Below are 16,694 nucleotides of genomic sequence, written 5' to 3'. Positions count from 1 at the left end.
GCGTGGTGGTGGTGGGATCAAAGGCCGGGTCGGATGCTTCCACACCGCTCTGCACGTCACGCCCATCAATCAGTACATACATGTCCCAACTGTTGGCGTCATTCTTGACGAAGTACTTGGTCAAGACGTGGGAGTTACCCAGGCTGTCGTAAACATTGACCGAGGTAGAGCTGTTATAAGAAGCCGAGTTGGTCGGGTCAAAGGTAGAGCGCCCTGCAGCCAGACCCGCCGCCTGTGCGGTAGCGATCTCCGCCGCAGTCGGGTTGGCCGGATCAGCCGCACCGGCAATCGAGGTAGCGTAGGCGGCGTCGTATTGCTGGGTGAACAGCGTCGGCCGGGTCTGGGTTGAATTCAGGTTCAGCGTGGAGGTAATGGCGCTGGTAGCATTCGGATCAGCCGAGCGGGTATCCACTCGCAGGTCAGTCTGAATACCCTGATTGATCAGGCCCGACACCGAGTTCACACCAAAGCCCTGCAGGCGCTCACCGGCGTTGTTGACGATGTTGCCCGCACTGTCGGTACCGAAGTAACCGGCGCGGGTGTAGCTGATAGCGCCATCCTTGCTGGTGACGAAGAAGCCGTTGCCGTTGATCGCCAGGTCCAGACTGTTTTCCGTAAAGCTGATATTGCCCTGGGTAAACAGCTGCGCCGAATCGGCCAGCGCTACACCACTGCCCTGCGCGTTGCTGCCGGAGCCCAGAACCGATGCCGCATAGACGTCGGCAAACTCGGCACGTGAGCTTTTGAAGCCCACGGTGCCGGCGTTGGCGATATTGTTACCGGTGATATTCAGATCGGATGCTGCCGCCCGGATACCACTCAAACCGATATTGAAAGCCATGGTGTTTCTCCTTACTCAGTCAGTGTCGGACGACTGTTATTTGATTGCATATACGTTGGACAGGCTGATACTGCCCAGCCCAGCCACGTTGAGCAGCAGCTCGCCGTTGTCACCAGCACCCAGCGAAACGCTGTCCACATTGGCCGGCAACAGGGTTGCCAGTTGCTTGCTGGTGCCATCAATGGCGGCGGTCGCTTCAAAGGTGTAGGCGCCGGGCGGCAAGATATTGCCGCTGGAGTCCTGCCCATCCCAGGTAAAGTCGTGCATGCCGGCTTCCAAGCTGCCCATGTTGATGGTGTCGACCAGGCTGCCGGAGCTATCGAGCACCTTCACGGTGACTGCACCGCTATTTTTGGGCAACGCAAACTGACCCTCCAGACCGTTGGCGGTATCCACCATCGCCTGATCGGACGGCACTATGACCGTGCGACCCACCATGGAGGACGCCTGCAGCGCCTGAGAAGACTGATAGCCGCTGAGCAATGCCTCCATCGAGGTGTTCATGTTTTCGATGCCCTCAACGGTGCTGAACTGTGCCAACTGGGCGATGAACTCGCCATTCTCCTGCGGCGACAGCGGGTCCTGGTTATTCATTTGCGCGACCAGCAGCTCCAGAAACTGATCCTTGCCCAGCTCATCATTCTTGGGCTGACGCTCGGAATCGAGCTGATACTGGTCCAGTACGCTGTTGCCCACTGCCACATTATTGCTGACACTCATGGTCTATAGATCTCCGATCACTGGCCCAGGGTAAGGACGCGTTGCAACATGGTCTTGGCGGTATTCATGACTTCCACGTTGGTCTGATAAGAACGCGACGCAGACATCATGTTGGCCATTTCTTCCACCACGTTGACGTTGGGATAAAACACATAACCTTCTTCGTTCGCCATCGGGTGATCCGGCTCATAGCGCGGCTCGAGCTCGGCATCTGATTCCACCACGCCCAGCACCTGCACACCCTCGCCCGCCTGCTGCTCATCGCTGAACAGTGAAGCTCCATTGCCCTGCTGTGCACTGAAAATGGTGGCAAAAACCGGATTGCGTGCGCGGTAGGTCTGATCAATGCTGCTGGAGACCGTCTCGGCGTTGGCAATATTGCTGGCGACCGTATTCAGGCGCAGCGACTGTGCGCTCATGCCGGAACCGGCGATGTCGAAAACCTTATCGAGTGACATGCGTTACTCTCCCCGCAAGGCCGTCATCAGCCCTTTGAATTTGCTATTGAGGAAGGTGAAACTGGCCTGAAAGTCGATGGCATTTTCCGCGTAGGCGGCCTTCTCGGCCTCAGGGTCTACGGTATTGCCGTCAAGCGAGGGCTGCAGTGGGTTACGAAAGCGCAGGCCAGCCACCTGATCAATCAGGCTCTCGGCAGCAATGTGGCCATCATCGGTCTGCGCGACAGCGACCGCCTGGCTACCGCCGGTCTGCTGGGCAGCCAGCACCGCGCTGAAGTCCAGATCCCGCGCTTTGTAGTTGGGGGTTTCCGCATTGGCGAGATTGTTGGCCAGCACCTCAGCCCGCTGAGAGCGGAACTTGAGCGCTTGCTCGTGCAATCCAAGTGCGTTTTCGAAACTCAAACTCATGGCAACCTTCCTCGTTCTGGCGCTGTGGCCAAAAGACCTTTCTGCCAACAACAAAGCAAAGGGCATGCCAAAAAACAAATCCCATAAAATACATAGAGTTAGGAATCAAGTACGAGGTAAAGCGGCAAAGCGTTACCGGCAGGCGGCAAGCGGCAGTGCCAACATCAGGGGTAAGCGGCAAGAGTTTTGCCGCCCACTGGGGAGCGGCAAAGAGAGAAGAAAGGCGGGAGAAAAATCAGCGAGCCTGGTACACGATACCCGGATTGCACTGCACCATCTGATAGAGTTCCGGCAAGCCGTTCAGAGCCTCGGAGGCGCCCAGCATCAGATAGCCGCCCGGCTTGAGGGTGCCATGAATACGCCGCAGGATGTCCTTCTTGACGTCAGCAGAGAAGTAAATCAGCACATTCCGGCAGAACACGATGTCGAACTTGCCCAGCATCGAATAGCTGTCGAGCAGATTCATCGCGCGGAACTCGACCCGGTTACGCAGTGGCGGCTTCACCGCCCAGCGACCTGGCGCCAACTGATCAAAGTAACGCGCCAGACGATCCTGTGACAGGCCGCGGGCCACCGACAGACTGTCGTATTCGGCACTCTTGGCGGCGTTCAAAATGCCACCCGACAGATCCGTGGCCACAATTTGCGCCCCGCCACGCAACTGGCCAAGGTTGCTGCGCTCATACTCGTCAATCGACATGCTCAGCGAATACGGCTCCTGACCCGACGAGCAAGCCGCTGACCAGATACGCAGACGCTGGCCTGGATTGTTCTTGATGAACTCCGGAATCAGTTTCTTCTTCAGCACTTCGAACGGATAAACATCGCGAAACCAGAGGGTCTCGTTAGTGGTCATCGCGTCGATCACCGACTCACGCAAACCACCGCGCGGCTGCGCCTGGATACGTTTGACCAGTTCGCCCAGGCTGCCGATCTTCTCCTGCTCAAGCAGACGGTTCAATCGGCTGGACACCAGATACTGTTTGTTGTCACCCAGTACAATGCCGCAGGCTTTTTCCAAAAACTCGCGAAATACCTGAAAGTCCTGATTTGCCAAAGTCACTCGGGCCGCCTTGCGTTGTGTGAATTCAGTGTTGGGTTCCTCACCGTCCGCTACTCGGCCTGATCGCGCACGGCGTGCAGACGATCAATAACCCGCTGCGCCAGGTCATCGGGCTTGAACTTGGCAAGAAAGTCGTCAGCACCCACTTTCTTGACCATCGCCTGGTTGAATACACCCGAGAGCGAGGTATGCAGCATCACGTGCAGATCTTTCAGCCGTGGATCGTTGCGTATCTCTGCGGTCAGCGTATAGCCATCCATTTCGGGCATTTCAATGTCCGAGACCATCATCAGCAAGGTCTTGCTGACATCTTCACCCTGTTCAGCTTGCAACTTGAGCCAGTCCAGCGCCTGCCTGCCATCATTGAGGGTAATGATCTCGACCCCCACTTCCTGCAGACAGCGCGACACCTGCTTGCGCGCAATCGACGAGTCATCAACGATCAGTACCCGGCGAGACACCGCCTCGGCGTTGGTTTCCTGGTTGATGACGCCCTCGGAAATCTTCTCATTGGTCGGCACGACCTCGGCCAGCACCTTCTCGACGTCGATAATCTCCACCATCTGATTGTCGACCCGCGTCACCGCGGTGAGGTAGTGATCGCGACCGGTACCCTTTGGCGGCGGATGAATCTCGGACCAGTTCATGTTGACGATGCGCTCAACCGAGCGAACCAGAAAACCCTGAACCTTGTAGTTGTACTCAGTGATGATAACGAAAGCGGTATCCAGATTATCCAGCCCTGGCCCGCCCGTTGCGCGATTGAGATCAAGAATCGGCAGAGTGCCACCACGAATGTGCGCCACACCGCGAACCACAGGATGCAGCTTCGGCATCGTGGTCAGGCGAGGGCACTGCAGCACCTCTTTCACCTTGAACACGTTGATCCCGTATAGCTGATTGCCTGCCAGCCTGAACAGCAGCAGCTCCAACCGATTCTGACCAACCAGCTGTGTCCGCTGATTGACTGAATCCATTACACCAGCCATGGGCAGCTCCTTCTCGTCTTGAGCTCAATGCGGCATGTTTCCTGCAGCAATGGCCTTGAGGCTATTGGACTGACAGTAAAATGACACGCACCGACCATTTGTTATAAAGGTAATTGTATGCGTTTTATCACCGGGTGCGCGGCATTGGCGATATTTTTTTCCACGTCAGCGCTCGCCAACCCGCTCATTGACCAGCTTATCGGCGCGACCAATGGGTTTCTTGAGCAGGAAGTCGAGGAACATATTGCACGCAGTGGTCTGCCGGCGCGCTACGAGATCAAGCTCAACCGGCTCGACGCCAGACTGCGCCTGCCTGTGTGCCCGGAAGATCAACTCAGCGCCGAGCTGGAAAGCCCCGACATCCCGGTTGGCAGGGTTACCGTCCGCCTGACCTGTAACAGCAGCTCTCCCTGGCGCCTTTTTGTACCCGGCCAGGTCAGCCTGTACCAACAGGTGTTGGTCAGTGCCCGTCCGCTGGCGCGCAACAGTCTGCTCAGCGCAACCGACCTGACCCTGAAGGAGCGCGACACCAGCCTGCTGCGCGACAAATATCTGGTTGATCCGCAGCAGGCGATTGGCATGCGCCTGACCCGACCGGTGCCACCGGATACCATCATCACCTTTGCCGTGGTAGAACAAAACGAGGTGGTGCAACGTGGCGACAAGGTAGTCATCAGCGCCAGCAACAGCAATGTATCGGTGAAAATGCCCGGCGAGGCATTGGAAAGCGGTACGCTGGGAGCACAGATCCGAGTGCGCAACACGCGCTCGAACCGTGAGATAAAGGCCCGTGTCAGCGGGCCGGGACAGGTCAGGGTAGACATGTGATGAACGGCAAATTATGGGATATACTGCCGACAGAACCGAGCACGCCGTACTGTGATGCTCTTCACACTTATTTTCCCTAAAGTTTTCAGCCTCGCGGCCGTTAAAGCGGTTAGAGAAGATTTTACAGTTTGAGGAATTCATCATGGTCATCGACTTCAACTCGCCGAATGGTCCTAACGGAGCCGGCCGCAGCAACCAGACCAGCAGCACGTCTGGCAAGCGTGACGCAACGCTCGACAACGCCGAGAAAGCTACTAGCGGTACTACTCAGGAAGCCACAAGCGAGCGCTCATCGGTCAGCCTCAGCCAGCAGGCACAACAGCTGCAGGCCATTGAAGAGCGTCTGCGTGAGCTGCCGGAAGTCGATAGCGAGCGTGTTAACCAGATCAAACAGGCCATTGCTGACGGCAGTTATCAGGTCGATAGCAACCGGATTGCAGACAAGCTGCTCAGTTTCGAAAGCTGACCGGCTGTCTGATCCTGGCCAATGCTTGCGGAGGCACCGATGCACGCGTTGAACGATATTCTTCAACAGGCTGACCAGGATTGTGAACGCTACCTTGCACTGACCGAGCGCGAGCGCGAGGCCATAGTGCAGCAAAGCATGGACGAACTGGAACAACTGCTGCAGGAAAAGCGCCCGCTGATCGAAGCCCTCGCCCGCCACGATCAGAGCATCAAGCACTATTGCAGCCAGCAGCAAATCAGCGCTCAGAGCCTGCAAAGCCATGTTAGCGGCCTGAACGATGAAGCACTCAGCGCCGCCTATCAGCAGTTTCTCGAGCACCTGGAAGCCTGCAAGGCCGCCAATGACCGCAATGCACGACTGGTTCGACATAGCCAGAACAGCACCTCCAACCTGCTCGACCTGCTGCGCAATCAGGGCGAATCCAGCCAGAACATCTATGACCAACTGGGCAATCGGAGCCGGTCAGGCGTGTCACGTGACCTTACCAAGGTCTGAGGTGATGCCAATCAGCCAGCTTGCTGTATAGTAGTCCGCAAGCCAAAACCAATAATACCGAGAGCCCTAAGTGTCCACCCTATTCTCACAAGAAGCTGGTCCACAGCCCCCTCGCGAAGTCCGCTCCCCGATTGAGATTACCGCGCTACTCAAGACACTGATGCAATCTCGCGACCCCTTGATCATCACCTTTGAAGATCGTACCCAGAAATTCCAGAGTTTTATCGTCAACCTCGATGGCGATCGTGGCGACGTCTGGATTGACGAGATGATTCCGCGCGAAGGCGACCGCTACGCCAGCCAGGGTGAGGCCTACAAGGTGGATGCCTGGCATGAGGGCATTCATATCCGCTGGAGCTGCCCTGGCGCTACTCAGGTGATGCTCGACGATGCACCCGCCTACGCTGCGAAGATGCCGGAAGAACTCATCTATCACCAGAAACGTGGCGCCTTCCGAGCCAGCGTCCGCCGCACCGCCGACATTGCGCTGGAGCTGAACCACCCCGAGCGCCAGCGCAGCCTGAAAGCCTTTCTGATGGACATCTCCGCCACCGGCTGCAAGATTCGACTCGATGGCGATCTGAGTAAGTCGCTGCAACCAGGTGAACTGTTCGAGCCCTGCTATCTGCAGTTGCCCGAGACCGGGCGCCTGGAACTGGGCCTGGAAATCCGCCATGCGGCCTTCGTGGAAACCGCAAACGAAACCCACGTTGGCGCGCATTTCCGCCAGCCTTCGCCCCTCGCGCAGCGGCAGATAGACCGCTTCGTCAACCACCTTCAGCGCGAAGCGCGCCGCATCGAAAAAGAAGACCTTTTCTAAGCTACCTGCGAATGCGCCGGACTCACCCGGCGCCAGCGCGCGCCATCAGCTTGCTTGCAGCGAGCATCCTGTGGGCGAGAACGCCGCCCACCTGGCACTGGTAAAAAAACCTTCAGCCCGGACGATGGTCGTCCTGATCGGCATCCGCTGCTGCCACTTCCGCCTCGGACAAGGGCGCTGGCTCCTCTTCCACCACGTCGTCCTGCATCTGGTCAGCGACCGCCTGTTCATCGACCCGAGGATCAATCGCAGCTGCCAACGGTGAGCTGGCGAGGTTACCGGCGGCCGGCATGAAGTGCAGCGGCGCCTCCTCCACCAGGTGCTCGCCGGTCACTGCGCCAGCGCGGACGCGGAATACCAACACCAGCGAGCAGCAGGCCATGAAGACATACAGCATGTCGGCGCCCCAGAGTTTCATCATCGCCGAGCTGGCCAAAGGGCCAACACTGGCACCCAGGCCAAAGGTCACCAGCAGCATGGCCGACAGCGGCACCCGGTCATCCGGCTCAACGTGGTCATTGGCCAAGGCGACCGCCAACGGGTAAAGGGTAAACACCAGCAACCCGAACAGAGAGGTAAGCACCATCAGCGCCATGCCCGGCAGCAGGTCCAACGCAATCATCACAGACACGCCGGTCAGCACAATCGCATTGAGTTGAATCAGATGACTACGGTCAAGCCGGTCCGACAGCCAGCCCGCCGGCCACTGCGCCATCAACCCGGCGCAGATGGTCACTGCCATGAAAATACCGATCTGTGAGGTCGTCAGGCCGGCGGTCTTGGCAAACACCGGCGCCATACCGTAAAACGCGCCCAGCATCAGACCGGCCACCGCGATGGTGGTCAAGGCCTGTGGAATGCGCTCAACGAAGAGTTTGACCTTGAGCGGCGCTGGGTGCAGTGGCGCCGGGTGAATCTGCTTGGTGACGGCAACCGGCACCAGGCACAGTGAAAAGCACATGGCGACAAACAGCAGATGCTCTATCTGCAAAGTCGGCATCACGGTAAACACCACCTGACCGAGCACCAACCCAAGGAAGGTCACGACCATGTAGCTGGCAAACACCATGCCGCGCTGATGGGACTCGGCGCGCTCATTCAGCCAGCTCTCCAGCACCATGTACTGACACATCATGGCCATGCCCGTGAGCACCCGCAGCGCCAGCCAGATGGAGACATTATCGGTCAACGCATGCCCCAGCACTGACGCAGTTACCACCCCCGCGCTGGCAACGAAGGCACGAATATGGCCAACCCGCGCAATCATCCGGTGCCCGATCGACGCCCCCATGACCAGACCTACGTAGTACCCCGTCATCAGCACACCGATCCAGATTTCACTCACCTCCTTCGCGGCCAGATACAAGCCCAGATAGGTACCCAGCAAACCGCTGCCAAGCAGCATCAGCAGGGTCGCAAAATAGAGTGAAGAAAAAGCCATCAGTGCCTGAGACATCAATACTCCTGCGTATTACAGCGTTGAATAACGCTTGAATGATAGATATAGCAGCTATCGCCCGATTGGGCCTGCCAACAGCTTTATGCCTGACGTTCGCGGCGCGCTGGGCGGCACAGAAAAACCGTCCGGGTGACGAGTTGCCCGGTTGACCGGAGGCGTGGGGGCAAGTTCCGCTTCCAGAGTAGCCGCGCCTGTCCGAGCACCGTCAGCCTAACGCGCCAGCGTTACACTGTGCCGACAGCTCGCCAGGGCGACGATGCGCGACCGTGGCTACTCGGCAGCGAGTAATTCGATCAGCCGAGCGCGCTCCCAGACACTGAGCAACTCGAGCGGATCGGTGCCAGCACCGGCCCAGCAGTGCATATCCGCGCTGCGCCCGTCCGTCGCTGTGCAGGCAATGCAGTAGTCCAGCTCGCCCGCCTCCTTGCGCAGACGCAGCCGATAGCCGTCGACCTCGACCGCTACCTCGCCCGAGGCGACGTCACCCCAGGCCCGGGGTGTTTTGCCGATCACCCGCCGCTGCTCCAGCGCAATATCCTTCAACACCTGGTATACCTCGCGCGCCTGCAACGCTCTGGCGCTGCCCGGCAGACTCACGAGCTGACCTGCGCACAAACCGCCTGCCAAGCCTTGGCGCCACGCTGGGCGCTGCTGCCAGCCCAGAGCGTCTGGATCGGCTGATCACGCAGCCAGCGTTGCGCCCGTGCGTCATCGGGGGCGACAGCCCAAAGCGCATTGGCCTCATTAAACAGCTGACGCGCCCAGGCCGTGGCCCCACTCAGCACCACGCGGGAAATCGTCGCCTTGCCGTCGCTGCCTGCCAGCTCGGCAAACAGCGCCAGTGCGGCCAGCAACTGCTGCAGATAGCTTACAGGCCACTCGTTACTGCGCCCTTCGCGCAGCAGGTAGGCCAACAACGCCGCACTGACATAAAGCTCTTCCTGCACTGAAAAAGGGTTGGCGTAAGCGTGCCAGCCATCGCCCGGCAACAGCGCATCGGCGCACAGCACCACGCCATCCAGTTGCAGGCGCGCCGTGGGCAGCTCCGGCATGAAGCTGCCGGGCGCACGGGGAGTAAAGGTCACGCCTTTGGCAGTAGTCGCCACGCGCAGGATGCGGAAACCGCCGGGCTCCTGCTCATCCGGCGCGGCACCGTCTGCGCTGCGGCAGGCCACATAAAAGGCGCGGCACTGCTCAAACAGCGGCGCCCAACCCTTGCTGCCCTGCAGCGCCACGCCCGTCTCTGTGTGCCACCAACGGCTATGCAGCTGGCGCGAACTCCGCACGCCCTGCTCGGTCAGGCAGAACGCGTACAGGCCGTCGCCCTCGGCTGAGGGGAACTGAGCGCGCAACGCCGCCTGATAGCCGCTGGCAAACGCCCAGGCAGCGCGATCCGCCTGAAAACCGCCCTGTACTGCCAGTTGCATGGCGGACGCATCAGCAAAGGGCAACTGCTGCCAGCACGCTAACCAAGCATCGGCCGAGTCCATCTCCGGCGTCGCCAGCGGCGCCTGTAAACACCATTCCAACAAGGCAAACTGCATATTGCGGATCCTGCATCCATGGGTGGGTGGCAAGCTAAGGGCGCATCGCACCTCGACCTGCAAGTGTTAAACAGAACGCGGCTTAAATACAGCCTGATAATCGCGATAACCCGCCCGCAACCATTGCTGCACTGCACCCCAACCCGCGCTGGCCTGAGAAAATGGGCGATTTTGTGATGGACAAGCACCCCGAGAAAATAAGAAAATGCTAACAGTTCGCATTAACATCACGTTCTCCACCTCTATGGTTATTTTCTTCATCGGCACTTTGCTGAGGCACAGATTGCATTGCCCTGCTGCCCGCCGCCCCAATGGAGATAACCGCGCTGGCGGATCATTGAAGAAGTTGAACTCATGTCGAAGAAGTCCCGCTCGAAAATCTGGTTCCTGGTGCACAGCTGGCTGGCGTTGCCGGTCTGGTTTTTCGTGCTCATTGTCTGCGTTACCGGCACCCTGGCAACCGTCAGCCAGGAAATCGTCTGGCTGGCTGACCCCGCCGTGCGGGCACCCAAACCCACAGCTGACGCCGAACGCCTGAGCTTTGGCGCCGTACTGCAAAAAATCAATGAAGCGGAGCCCGACATCAAGGTGCAGTCGCTCAGCCAGCCGCACGAGTCGCACTTTGCCATTCGCGCGCGTGTCAGCTACCCCGACGGCAGCTCACCCACGCTCTACGTCAATCCATACACCGGCAACATTCAGGGCGTTAGCCCCACATTCGATTTCCGCCAGTTCACCCGCGCACTGCACGGCTGGTGGCTGGTGCCGTTCACCAACGGCTTCAGCTGGGGCTGGTACCTGGTGTCCTTCCTGGGTCTGCCGATGCTGGTGTCGCTGATCACCGGGCTGGTAGTCTACAAGAAATTCTGGAAAGGCTTTTTCTCGCCGCGCCTGCGCGTACGCCAGGGCGCACGCATCTTCTGGGGTGACTTTCACCGCCTCAGCGGTATCTGGTCGATCTGGTTCATTGCGGTCATTTCCATTACCGGCACCTGGTTCCTGATTCAGGCGCTGCTGTTTGACAACCACATCTCCATCTCAACCGAGGGCGTGCCGCCGGTTATTTCCCGCGAGGACGTGCCGCAGAGCGATGACCTGTACGCGCCAGCCCAGTTGAGTACCGATGAGGCGATTGCCCGCGCCATCGACAAGATCCCCACCCTGGAGGCGAGCTCGGTCTTTCTGCCCGGCAACGCCTACAGTTTGCTGTTTGTCAGTGGCCGCGGCTGGTATCCCTTGATGAACCAGACCGCCGGCATCAATCCCTATGATGGCGACGTGGAATACACTCGCCTGCTGAGCGATCGCAGCTCGCTTGAGTTCGTTACCGAGTCGATGCGCCCCCTGCATACCGGTGACTTCGGCGGCCTGTGGATCAAGTTGATCTGGTTCTTCTTCGGCCTGGTACTGAGCATGATGGTACTCAGCGGCTTGCTGATCTGGAGCAAGCGCACCGCCATCGCCACCGCCAAGGCACTCAAGAAAAGCAATCAGGCCGGAGCCAGCCAAACGCAGCCACAGCACACGCTGGGCCAATCAGCCGAGGGTCGCGTATGAAGACCGCAACCAACCCACCTGCACCAAGCACCCTGGGCCGTCTGTGGCAGCGCTGGCGCTTTCACCTGAACATTCTGCTGGTGTTGATTCCGCTAGGCTTCATGCCGCGTTACTTCCAGGATGCCGCGCTGTTTCGCGGTGATACCGGGCTGGGGCAGCGTGAAGCCGGGGTTATCGAGGTGGGCCCCTGGAGCCTGACGCTGGCCGAGCTGCGGGAGGACGGCCCGGTTTCTTCCGGCCCGGCAGGTTACTTCAAGGCCTTTAACGCCGCGCTGTGCGACACCTGCATCGACGAGGTCAAAGCCACCTATTTGCGTATCGGCAAGCCACGCAGCCTGCGGGCAGCTGGCGCCCTGTTCTTCGGCAGCCCCTACCGCATGGGCGCCAGCCTGCCGGTCCCCGCCCGTGCCAAAGCCGATGACCAGCTGTGGGTCACCATGGAAGGCTGGGACGGCAGCATGCACCAAGGCTCTATTCCCCTGGCCCAGGCCTCACCGGCAACCGTTGCCTGGCTGAAACAACGAGGAGACACCGAATGAAAACACTATCGCGTTTCGGTCTGAGCGGCCTGACTGCCGGGCTACTCATGGCCACAGGCCAGGCGTTCGCGCACAACCCCCTGTGCACCTGCGAGCCGGTCGGCGAGGAAGAGATCCGCTGCACTGGCGGGTTTTCCGATGGCAGCGGCGCGCCCGGGGTAACCCTGGATGTGATCAGCTACAACGAAGAGATCCTGGTGCCCGGCAAGCTCGGCGACGACTCCAGCATGACCTTCGCGCGGCCGGACGACGAGTTCTACATCCTGTTCGATGCCGGCCCCGGCCACGTGGTTGAAGTGGATCACACCGAAGTACCTGGCCCGTGACGGTACAAGTCGTACGCCCGGCCGGTGCCGGCCACGAGTCGTTGTATGTTGCGCTGGTTTGCGCACTGATTCTCGCGCTCGCCGCTGCCATCATTCTTTGGCACCACGAAGCGCCCATCGAGCAAAGCATCGCAGACTACCAGCTCGATGCCCGCCGTGACCTGAGCGCCGCCGAGCAAGGCATCTATGCCGATTTGCGCGTGGTGGCAGAAGAGATTCCTTTCATTCGCGATGAACTTGGCGCGCTGCCCAGCCCGCAGCAGATGGGCGAAGAAGGCTTCCCGCCGTTCATGCACGACATGAGCGCCGAGCAGCGCGGCGGCCATCACTGGGAGCTGATTCAACGCGGTGCTGACAGCGCCTACCTGGGCCAGACGGATGACGCCAGTGTGGCCGGCAGCTTTCTCATGCGACTGACGGCACCCGAGCAGATCAACCAGGCCGTGTGGCTGCACGCAAAAACCCCGGTTGCGGCTCCCGACAGCTTGAGTGATCAGGCGCTGATCGCTGCTGGCTGGAAGCAACTGGCAATCCAGTTTGACGCCGGCGTCACGCGCCACCGCGATCATTGAACGTGGCTAGCGCCGGGCCTTCACCTTTTTACCTGAAACCTATTTCTGGATGACCATGACACGCAAAGCCGCCACTCCTCGACGCACCTTCCTGCGCCTGGCCCTGCTCAGCCTGATCGCCCTCTTCACCTGCCAGACCACCTACGCCGACAGCGCCAAACCGCTGCGTATCGGCATCACCCTGCACCCTTACTACAGCTACGTGAGCAATATCGTCGGTGACAAGGCCGAAGTAGTGCCCCTGATCCCCGCCGGCTTCAACCCGCACGCCTACGAGCCGCACTCTGAAGACATCAAGCGCATCGGTACCCTGGACGTGATCGTCCTCAACGGCATCGGCCACGACGATTTTGCCGACCGCATGATCGCCGCCAGCGAGAAGCCCGACATCCCGACCATCGAAGCCAATGAGAACGTGCCGCTGCTGGCCGCCACCGGCAACGCCGCGCGGGGCGCCGGCAAGGTGGTCAACCCGCATACTTTTCTGTCGATCAGCGCCAGCATTGCGCAGGTCAACAATATCGCCCGCGAACTCGGCAAACTCGATCCCGATAACGCCAGTACCTACATTCGCAACGCCCGCAGCTACGGCCGCACGCTGCGCAAGATGCGCGCCGATGCGCTGGCCAAACTGTCAGATGCGCCCAACGCCGAGCTGCGCGTCGCCACCATCCACGGCGCCTACGACTACCTGCTGCGCGAGTTTGGGCTGGATGTCACCGCCGTGGTGGAGCCGGCCCACGGTATCGAGCCCAGCCCCAGCCAGCTGAAGAAAACCATCGATCAACTCAAGGAGCTGGACGTTCAGGTGATCTTCTCCGAGATCGACTTTCCCTCGGCGTACGTCGACACCATCCAGCGTGAGTCGGGCGTGAAGCTCTATGCCCTGACGCACATCTCCTACGGCGAATACAGCCCGGAACTCTATCAACAGGGCATGCAGCAGAACCTTGATACTGTGGTGCGCGCGATCCAGGAGTCGGCCCAATGAACAGTGCCGGTGCTGCGCCATTGAGCGCGCTGCAACCTCAGGTCAGCGGGCCCGCCATCGAGTTTGCCGGCGTGTCTCTGAGCCTGGGTAGAACCGAGATTCTGCGCCACATCGACTTGCAGGTGGCCGCGGGTGACATACAAGCGCTGGTGGGCCCCAATGGCGGCGGCAAAAGCTCGCTGATCAAGACCCTGCTGGGACAAATGCCGCATCAGGGCGAGCTGCGCCTGCACTGGCCAGAAGCCCCCGGCGTGATTGGCTATGTGCCGCAGGCGTTGGAATTTGATCGCGGACTGCCGCTCAGTGTGGAAGATTTCATGGCTGCCATGTGCCAGCGCCGCCCGGCCTTTTTCGGCATCTCCAAGCGCTTTCGCGCAGCGATCGATGAGGCACTCGACCTGGTCGGCATGCAGGGCAAGCGCAAGCGCCGTATGGGCGCACTGTCCGGTGGTGAACGTCAGCGCGTGCTACTCGCCCAGGGCCTGATCCCGGCGCCACAGCTGCTGGTACTGGATGAGCCTATGTCGGCGCTGGACGAAGCAGGGATCCAGGTGTTTGAACGGCTGCTGCAGCACTGGCGCGCCGCCGGCGTGACCGTGCTCTGGATCGAGCACGACCTTGCCGCCGTGGGCCGTATGGCCGACCGCGTCAGCGGGCTCAACCGGCAGATTCTGTTCAGCTCGACCCCGCGCGAGGCACTGACGCCAGAGCGTCTGCTCGCGCTGTTCTCGACCCATCCGCGCAGCACCGACCACTCGCCGCAGGGGCAGCCCGCATGAGCTTTGATTACGAACACCTTCGCCTGGGCATTCAAGCCTGGGCCAGCGCCGGCTACCTGCCGGAAATGCTCACCTACGGTTTTGTGGTCAATGCGCTGCTGGCCGGGTTGATGATCGGCCCGGTACTCGGAGGTCTTGGTACCCTGGTCGTGGTCAAGCGCTTCGCCTTCTTTTCTGAGGCGGTCGGCCACGCCGCGCTGACCGGCGTCGCCATCGGCATTCTGCTGGGCGAGCCCTACACCAGCCCGTACGGCAGCCTGTTCGCCTACTGTCTGCTGTTTGGTCTGTTGCTCAACTACCTGCGCAACCGCACCGGCCTTGCGCCGGATACCCTGATCGGCGTGTTCCTCTCGGTCTCCCTGGCCCTCGGCGCCAGCCTGCTGCTGATACTGGCCGGGCGGATCAACATTCACATTCTGGAAAACGTGCTCTTCGGTTCGGTACTCACGGTCAACGGCACCGATCTGGCCGTGCTGGCCGGGGTGGGCTCGCTGGTGGTCTGCCTGGCCATTCCGCTCTATAACCGCATCATGCTGGCCAGCTTCAATCCCCAGCTGGCGGCGGTACGCGGCGTCGCGGTGAAAACCATGGACTACCTGTTTGTGGTACTGGTAACCCTGATCACCGTCGCTGCAGTGAAAGTCATTGGCGCGATTCTGGTGGGTGCGCTGCTGGTGATTCCGGCGGCGGCGGCGCGGCTGGTGGGGCAATCGCTGCGCGGCTTTTTCTGGTACTCGGTGCTCATCGCGACGCTCAGCACCCTGGCCGGCATTCTGCTGCCGATCATGATTGATCTGCCGATCCCCTCCGGCGCGGCCATCATTCTGGTCGCTGGCCTGTTCTTCGCCCTCGCCGCTATCGCCCGCGGCACCCTCCCGCAGTTGAAAGGAAATATCGGATGAGCCACTCCCCTCGCCTGCTGACAGCGCTGCTGACGGCCCTGCTGGTCGGCAGCAGCATCCCCGTTCTGGCCCAAGCGGCCGACGATAGCGCCTCGCCCGCGGCCCAGGTACAGCTACTGGCCGCGCTACCCATTACCTATGGCCTGACCGCCATGCTGATTGAGGGCAGTAGTGTGCAGCTGGTGCGTGCGGCCCCGGCCAATCTGCCCGGCAGCCGGCAGCCGTCTTACTTCGCCGGACGCGGCGCCGCCAAGCTGGAAGGCCTGGCCAAAACGGCCGATGCAGTCATCAGCCTGCGCTCCAGCTGGCCGGAAGACAGCCTTTACCCGCTGGCCCGCCGCAGCAACATCAGGGTGATCGAGATAGACGCGGCCAGGCCGGTGGATGGCGCCTTGCCCGGCATTGCCACCCAGCCTGCGCTCAGCGGCAACGGGCTCGACACCCAGCCCTGGCTGGAGCCGACTAATATGGGTCGTATGGCGGATATCATCGCCGCCGATCTGGTGCGCCTGGCGCCTGATGCCAGACCGAAAATCGAGCAGAACCTGGCCAGCCTGAAACATCGCCTGCTGCAACTGAGCGCCAGCAGTGAGAGCAAACTGGCGGAAATCGACAACCTCAGCGTGGTCAGCCTCAGCGCGCACTTTGACTATCTGATCAGCGGCCTCAATCTGGAGCCGGTACCGTTCGAGTTACCCACCACCCGCCGCTGGAGTGCAGAGCAGTTGGCGCAGCTGACCCAGACCCTGAACGACTACGAGGTAGCGCTGGTGCTCGCCCCCAATCAGCCGAGTGACGATATTCTCGCCGCTATCGCCGCCAGCAACAGCAGCCTGGTAGTGCTGGAAGAGGCAGACACAGACCCGGTCACCAACCTGGAAAACCACATCAAAGACCTGCTGGAAGCCTTCGCCCCCTGACCCGCGCGCCAGAC

Annotated in this window: 21 protein-coding genes; 12 read left to right on the top strand and 9 right to left on the bottom strand. The window is 60.5% G+C overall.

Translation table 11 applies throughout. The features are described 5' to 3' along the window. The 6 genes from BLU26_RS18650 to BLU26_RS18445 all read right to left on the bottom strand — a co-directional run. Window positions 1-841: flagellar hook-basal body complex protein (locus BLU26_RS18650; RefSeq protein ID WP_157719412.1), on the bottom strand; the 841-nt coding region annotated here is incomplete at its 3' end. A gap of 36 nt (window positions 842-877) precedes the next feature. Continuing rightward, window positions 878-1,561 carry a flagellar hook assembly protein FlgD gene (gene flgD, locus BLU26_RS18465; protein WP_092288288.1) on the bottom strand — a complete coding sequence of 228 codons (684 nt, stop codon included), beginning with the start codon at window positions 1,559-1,561 and terminating at the stop codon, window positions 878-880. Between the two features lie 17 nt (window positions 1,562-1,578). Further along, the gene (gene flgC / locus BLU26_RS18460; RefSeq protein ID WP_092288287.1) at window positions 1,579-2,019 is read right to left on the bottom strand and encodes a flagellar basal body rod protein FlgC; all 441 of its coding nucleotides are present in this window, start codon (window positions 2,017-2,019) and stop codon (window positions 1,579-1,581) included. Window positions 2,020-2,022: 3 nt separating this feature from the next. Continuing rightward, complete coding sequence (gene flgB, locus BLU26_RS18455) at window positions 2,023-2,427, bottom strand: flagellar basal body rod protein FlgB (RefSeq protein ID WP_092288286.1); 405 nt, start codon at window positions 2,425-2,427, stop codon at window positions 2,023-2,025. A gap of 235 nt (window positions 2,428-2,662) precedes the next feature. Continuing rightward, window positions 2,663-3,490, bottom strand: a complete 828-nt coding sequence (locus tag BLU26_RS18450; protein ID WP_092288285.1) for a CheR family methyltransferase — start codon at window positions 3,488-3,490, stop codon at window positions 2,663-2,665. Between the two features lie 50 nt (window positions 3,491-3,540). Then, complete coding sequence (locus BLU26_RS18445) at window positions 3,541-4,479, bottom strand: chemotaxis protein CheV (RefSeq protein WP_092288284.1); 939 nt, start codon at window positions 4,477-4,479, stop codon at window positions 3,541-3,543. A 117-nt stretch (window positions 4,480-4,596) separates the two neighbouring features. Between BLU26_RS18445 and flgA the strand changes: the two genes are divergently transcribed. The 4 genes from flgA to BLU26_RS18425 all read left to right on the top strand — a co-directional run bounded on the left by flgA (window position 4,597) and on the right by BLU26_RS18425 (window position 7,091). After that, window positions 4,597-5,307 carry a flagellar basal body P-ring formation chaperone FlgA gene (gene flgA, locus BLU26_RS18440; protein WP_092288283.1) on the top strand — a complete coding sequence of 237 codons (711 nt, stop codon included), beginning with the start codon at window positions 4,597-4,599 and terminating at the stop codon, window positions 5,305-5,307. A 142-nt stretch (window positions 5,308-5,449) separates the two neighbouring features. Continuing rightward, the gene (gene flgM, locus BLU26_RS18435; RefSeq protein ID WP_092288282.1) at window positions 5,450-5,773 is read left to right on the top strand and encodes a flagellar biosynthesis anti-sigma factor FlgM; all 324 of its coding nucleotides are present in this window, start codon (window positions 5,450-5,452) and stop codon (window positions 5,771-5,773) included. A 39-nt stretch (window positions 5,774-5,812) separates the two neighbouring features. Further along, window positions 5,813-6,271 (top strand): flagella synthesis protein FlgN, encoded by a 459-nt coding sequence (locus BLU26_RS18430; protein ID WP_157719404.1) that lies wholly within the window; start codon window positions 5,813-5,815, stop codon window positions 6,269-6,271. 160 nt (window positions 6,272-6,431) lie between these two features. Beyond that, window positions 6,432-7,091 carry a flagellar brake protein gene (locus BLU26_RS18425; RefSeq protein ID WP_092288280.1) on the top strand — a complete coding sequence of 220 codons (660 nt, stop codon included), beginning with the start codon at window positions 6,432-6,434 and terminating at the stop codon, window positions 7,089-7,091. Window positions 7,092-7,203: 112 nt separating this feature from the next. Here BLU26_RS18425 and BLU26_RS18420 read toward each other — a convergent pair whose 3' ends face one another. The 3 genes from BLU26_RS18420 to BLU26_RS18410 all read right to left on the bottom strand — a co-directional run bounded on the left by BLU26_RS18420 (window position 7,204) and on the right by BLU26_RS18410 (window position 10,094). Further along, a complete protein-coding gene (locus tag BLU26_RS18420; protein WP_092288279.1) occupies window positions 7,204-8,547 on the bottom strand; it encodes an MFS transporter in 1,344 nt (447 codons plus the stop codon). Between the two features lie 273 nt (window positions 8,548-8,820). Beyond that, a complete protein-coding gene (locus tag BLU26_RS18415) occupies window positions 8,821-9,147 on the bottom strand; it encodes a DUF7693 family protein (protein ID WP_092288278.1) in 327 nt (108 codons plus the stop codon). Beyond that, a complete protein-coding gene (locus BLU26_RS18410; protein WP_092288277.1) occupies window positions 9,144-10,094 on the bottom strand; it encodes a hypothetical protein in 951 nt (316 codons plus the stop codon). Before BLU26_RS18410 ends, BLU26_RS18415 begins: the two co-directional genes overlap by 4 nt. Before the next feature lie 354 nt (window positions 10,095-10,448). Between BLU26_RS18410 and BLU26_RS18405 the strand changes: the two genes are divergently transcribed. The 8 genes from BLU26_RS18405 to BLU26_RS18370 are packed head-to-tail and all read left to right on the top strand — an operon-like array spanning window position 10,449 to window position 16,680. After that, a complete protein-coding gene (locus BLU26_RS18405; RefSeq protein ID WP_092288276.1) occupies window positions 10,449-11,651 on the top strand; it encodes a PepSY-associated TM helix domain-containing protein in 1,203 nt (400 codons plus the stop codon). After that, the gene (locus BLU26_RS18400; RefSeq protein ID WP_092288275.1) at window positions 11,648-12,190 is read left to right on the top strand and encodes a thiamine pyrophosphate-binding protein; all 543 of its coding nucleotides are present in this window, start codon (window positions 11,648-11,650) and stop codon (window positions 12,188-12,190) included. The genes BLU26_RS18405 and BLU26_RS18400 overlap by 4 nt, the downstream gene beginning before the upstream one ends. Further along, a complete protein-coding gene (locus tag BLU26_RS18395; protein WP_092288274.1) occupies window positions 12,187-12,516 on the top strand; it encodes a hypothetical protein in 330 nt (109 codons plus the stop codon). Before BLU26_RS18400 ends, BLU26_RS18395 begins: the two co-directional genes overlap by 4 nt. Beyond that, window positions 12,513-13,088: a DUF6162 family protein gene (locus BLU26_RS18390; RefSeq protein WP_092288273.1), complete on the top strand. Its 576-nt coding sequence runs from the start codon at window positions 12,513-12,515 to the stop codon at window positions 13,086-13,088. Before BLU26_RS18395 ends, BLU26_RS18390 begins: the two co-directional genes overlap by 4 nt. Before the next feature lie 55 nt (window positions 13,089-13,143). Further along, window positions 13,144-14,079 (top strand): metal ABC transporter substrate-binding protein, encoded by a 936-nt coding sequence (locus BLU26_RS18385; protein ID WP_231701978.1) that lies wholly within the window; start codon window positions 13,144-13,146, stop codon window positions 14,077-14,079. Beyond that, window positions 14,076-14,858: a metal ABC transporter ATP-binding protein gene (locus tag BLU26_RS18380; RefSeq protein WP_092288271.1), complete on the top strand. Its 783-nt coding sequence runs from the start codon at window positions 14,076-14,078 to the stop codon at window positions 14,856-14,858. Before BLU26_RS18385 ends, BLU26_RS18380 begins: the two co-directional genes overlap by 4 nt. Continuing rightward, the gene (locus BLU26_RS18375; protein WP_092288270.1) at window positions 14,855-15,760 is read left to right on the top strand and encodes a metal ABC transporter permease; all 906 of its coding nucleotides are present in this window, start codon (window positions 14,855-14,857) and stop codon (window positions 15,758-15,760) included. Before BLU26_RS18380 ends, BLU26_RS18375 begins: the two co-directional genes overlap by 4 nt. Next, complete coding sequence (locus BLU26_RS18370) at window positions 15,757-16,680, top strand: metal ABC transporter solute-binding protein, Zn/Mn family (RefSeq protein ID WP_092288269.1); 924 nt, start codon at window positions 15,757-15,759, stop codon at window positions 16,678-16,680. The genes BLU26_RS18375 and BLU26_RS18370 overlap by 4 nt, the downstream gene beginning before the upstream one ends. Window positions 16,681-16,694 lie beyond the last annotated feature (14 nt).

It is taken from the genome of Halopseudomonas sabulinigri (assembly GCF_900105255.1).
In the GTDB taxonomy this organism is placed as follows: domain Bacteria; phylum Pseudomonadota; class Gammaproteobacteria; order Pseudomonadales; family Pseudomonadaceae; genus Halopseudomonas; species Halopseudomonas sabulinigri.
The sequence above is the reverse complement of the archived record's forward strand: the minus strand, read 5'-3'. Positions and strand labels throughout refer to the sequence as shown.

Bases quoted from the DNA above. Each gene is read 5' to 3' on its own strand.
- flgM (WP_092288282.1), top strand. From the start codon at position 5,450: ATGGTCATCGACTTCAACTCGCCGAATGGTCCTAACGGAGCCGGCCGC.
- BLU26_RS18420 (WP_092288279.1), bottom strand. From the start codon at position 8,547: ATGTCTCAGGCACTGATGGCTTTTTCTTCACTCTATTTTGCGACCCTG.
- BLU26_RS18445 (WP_092288284.1), bottom strand. From the start codon at position 4,479: ATGGCTGGTGTAATGGATTCAGTCAATCAGCGGACACAGCTGGTTGGT.
- flgC (WP_092288287.1), bottom strand. From the start codon at position 2,019: ATGTCACTCGATAAGGTTTTCGACATCGCCGGTTCCGGCATGAGCGCA.
- flgA (WP_092288283.1), top strand. From the start codon at position 4,597: ATGCGTTTTATCACCGGGTGCGCGGCATTGGCGATATTTTTTTCCACG.
- BLU26_RS18380 (WP_092288271.1), top strand. From the start codon at position 14,076: ATGAACAGTGCCGGTGCTGCGCCATTGAGCGCGCTGCAACCTCAGGTC.
- BLU26_RS18395 (WP_092288274.1), top strand. From the start codon at position 12,187: ATGAAAACACTATCGCGTTTCGGTCTGAGCGGCCTGACTGCCGGGCTA.
- BLU26_RS18375 (WP_092288270.1), top strand. From the start codon at position 14,855: ATGAGCTTTGATTACGAACACCTTCGCCTGGGCATTCAAGCCTGGGCC.
- BLU26_RS18405 (WP_092288276.1), top strand. From the start codon at position 10,449: ATGTCGAAGAAGTCCCGCTCGAAAATCTGGTTCCTGGTGCACAGCTGG.
- BLU26_RS18430 (WP_157719404.1), top strand. From the start codon at position 5,813: ATGCACGCGTTGAACGATATTCTTCAACAGGCTGACCAGGATTGTGAA.
- flgB (WP_092288286.1), bottom strand. From the start codon at position 2,427: ATGAGTTTGAGTTTCGAAAACGCACTTGGATTGCACGAGCAAGCGCTC.
- BLU26_RS18425 (WP_092288280.1), top strand. From the start codon at position 6,432: ATGCAATCTCGCGACCCCTTGATCATCACCTTTGAAGATCGTACCCAG.
- BLU26_RS18400 (WP_092288275.1), top strand. From the start codon at position 11,648: ATGAAGACCGCAACCAACCCACCTGCACCAAGCACCCTGGGCCGTCTG.
- flgD (WP_092288288.1), bottom strand. From the start codon at position 1,561: ATGAGTGTCAGCAATAATGTGGCAGTGGGCAACAGCGTACTGGACCAG.
- BLU26_RS18370 (WP_092288269.1), top strand. From the start codon at position 15,757: ATGAGCCACTCCCCTCGCCTGCTGACAGCGCTGCTGACGGCCCTGCTG.
- BLU26_RS18385 (WP_231701978.1), top strand. From the start codon at position 13,144: ATGACACGCAAAGCCGCCACTCCTCGACGCACCTTCCTGCGCCTGGCC.
- BLU26_RS18410 (WP_092288277.1), bottom strand. From the start codon at position 10,094: ATGCAGTTTGCCTTGTTGGAATGGTGTTTACAGGCGCCGCTGGCGACG.